Consider the following 2,211-nt stretch of genomic DNA (forward strand, 5'->3'; position numbering starts at 1 on the left):
GAAGCCGACGGTGCGTTGACCGGTGCGGTGGGGGCGGATCGGCCGCCCGGTCCCCCCGGTCGAGCAGCCGATCCGCCCCCACCGCACCGGTCAACGCACCGTCGGCTTCTGGCTGGTCGCCACGATCGCGACCCTGGGCGCCGTCGCCGCCCTCTCCGCCCACACCCTCGCCCACCACCTCACGACCCGCACCGACCAGGAGATAACGAGGGCCAGCGCCTTCGACAGCACGGTCGCCTTCGACAAGACGGTCGCCTTCGGCGGCTCCGGCGAGCGGGAGCCCCTCGACGAGCACGGTCTCGTCCTCGTCCTCGACGAGCAGGGGGAGGTCGTGGCGCGTTACCCCGGGTCCGACGACCTGCCCACGTTCCCCGCGCTCACGCCCGCCCGGCTGAAGGCGTACGCGGCCCGGTCGACCCCCTCGGCGTTCGGGGAGAGCTACCGGGCGAAGGTGGTGCGCACGGCGGACGCGGGCCCGCGTCACGAGGGCGGGTACGTCGTCACCGCGAGATCCACCGCCGACGACCGGCGGGCGGTCGAGCACCTGCTCGAGGTCGAGACGGCCGCCGCGCTCCCGCTCCTGGCCACCGTCCTGATCGGCGCCCGCCGCCTCGGTCGCCGCGAGGTCTGGGAGCGGCAGGACACCGAGCGTCGGCTGCGCGAGTTCATGGCGGCCGCCGGGCACGAACTGCGCAACCCGCTGACCACGATCTCCGGTTACGCCGAACTCGCCCGGGTCGGCGACCCCGCGTACGAGCCGATGCGGCGGGAGGCTCTCGACCGGATCACCGCCGAGGTCGGCCGGATGGGCACGCTCGTCGACGAGCTGGTGCTGCTGACCCGCCTGGACTTCGGCCAGCCCCTCCAGCTGACCTGCGTGGATCTGGCCCAGCTGTGCCGCGACGCGGTCACCGCCGCGCGTGACTGCCACCCCGACCGCCCCGTACGACTGCTGCTGGCCCCCGGCGACCACACGGTCACCGGTGACCCGTTGCGGCTGCACCAACTGGTCGCCAACCTGTTGGCCAACGCCCGCGTGCACACGCCGCCGGGGACGACGACCACGCTGGGGCTCGGTACGGAGGACGGTCACCGGGTGATCGAGGTACTGGACGACGGCCCGGGTGTCCCCGACGAACTCCGTGCCCGTCTCTTCGACCCCTTCGTACGCGGCGAGGAGACGCGGGCCGCCGGCAGCGGGCTCGGTCTCAGCATCGTGTCGGCGATCGCGACGGCCCACGGGGGCGTGGTCACACTGGAACCGTCCGAACCGTCCCACCGGGGCGCCTGGTTCAGGGTCCGCATCCCGGCGCCGTCGTGAGCCGGCCGTCCCAGGCGTGATCCGGACGACACGACAGGTTCTAGCCCAAGGGTTGTGACCGGAGGTGGACTTTGCCAACCGCTGGGGAGTTTCTGACCGCCCTCTGATCCGGCTCCGATCCGTTTCGGAGCCACGACCGCTTAAGTGATCAACGTGCGGTGCCACGCCGTGTACACACGGTGTGACCTCGTACAACTCCCCCTCCGAGGTCGGCCCGGCATGCGCCCTGATCGACGGCTCATCGATCTACGACGAACGGAACGACGGCTCATCGACCGGCTCGGCCTACCGGGTACGTGCTGGGCCGACCTCACCGGAACCTCACCTACGCGGGCTGCCGCCGCAGTTCGGCCAGATGCTGCCGGGCGTGCTCTAGGGCCCCGGCGCGCCGGCCCGGGACCCGCCCCCGCAACTCCACGAAATCAACGCCGAGTTGATGGGCGCGCGCGGTGTCCGTGATCAGGCTCCACTGATGGTGCGCCCGGTCGACCGCGGCCTCGACCGCGGGATCCTGGGCCGGCCGCCCCGCCGCGAGCCGCGCCCGCGCGACCCCCATCCAGGCCGCACAGCTGCCCGCCGGGTCGCCCGCGAACATGGCCAGGTCGGCCCGTACCTCCCGCCAGTGCAGCACCTCCTCCGACCCGTCCCCGAACTCCCGCAGGGCCTCCTGCTCCCACCGAGCGGCGAGGGCATCGGCCTCACCATGCCGTCCCGCCCCGACGGCCGCGCTGATGGCACCGTGCGGATCGGCGACGGCCTCACCAGCCGCCGGGGGCTCGGACGCAGGGACGGGCGCGGGCACAGGTGCCGGAACGGGCACGGACGCCGGAACGGGCGCGGGCTCGGGTGCCGGAACGGGCGCGGGCGCGGGCTCAGGGCGGGCTCGGGGG

General features: G+C 73.6%; 1 protein-coding gene and 1 pseudogene. One reads left to right on the plus strand and one right to left on the minus strand.

What is annotated here, in order from left to right; genetic code table 11:
- The first annotated feature begins 22 nt into the window (after nt 1-22).
- Nucleotides 23-1,321: a HAMP domain-containing sensor histidine kinase gene (locus P1P70_RS43745; RefSeq protein WP_319247946.1), complete on the plus strand. Its 1,299-nt coding sequence runs from the start codon at nt 23-25 to the stop codon at nt 1,319-1,321.
- 325 nt (nt 1,322-1,646) lie between these two features.
- Here the strand turns inward: P1P70_RS43745 and P1P70_RS43750 are convergent.
- Nucleotides 1,647-2,211 (minus strand): annotated as a pseudogene (locus P1P70_RS43750) (hypothetical protein); the annotation flags it as partial.

The organism is Streptomyces sp. MB09-02B (assembly GCF_033794485.1).
In the GTDB taxonomy this organism is placed as follows: domain Bacteria; phylum Actinomycetota; class Actinomycetes; order Streptomycetales; family Streptomycetaceae; genus Streptomyces.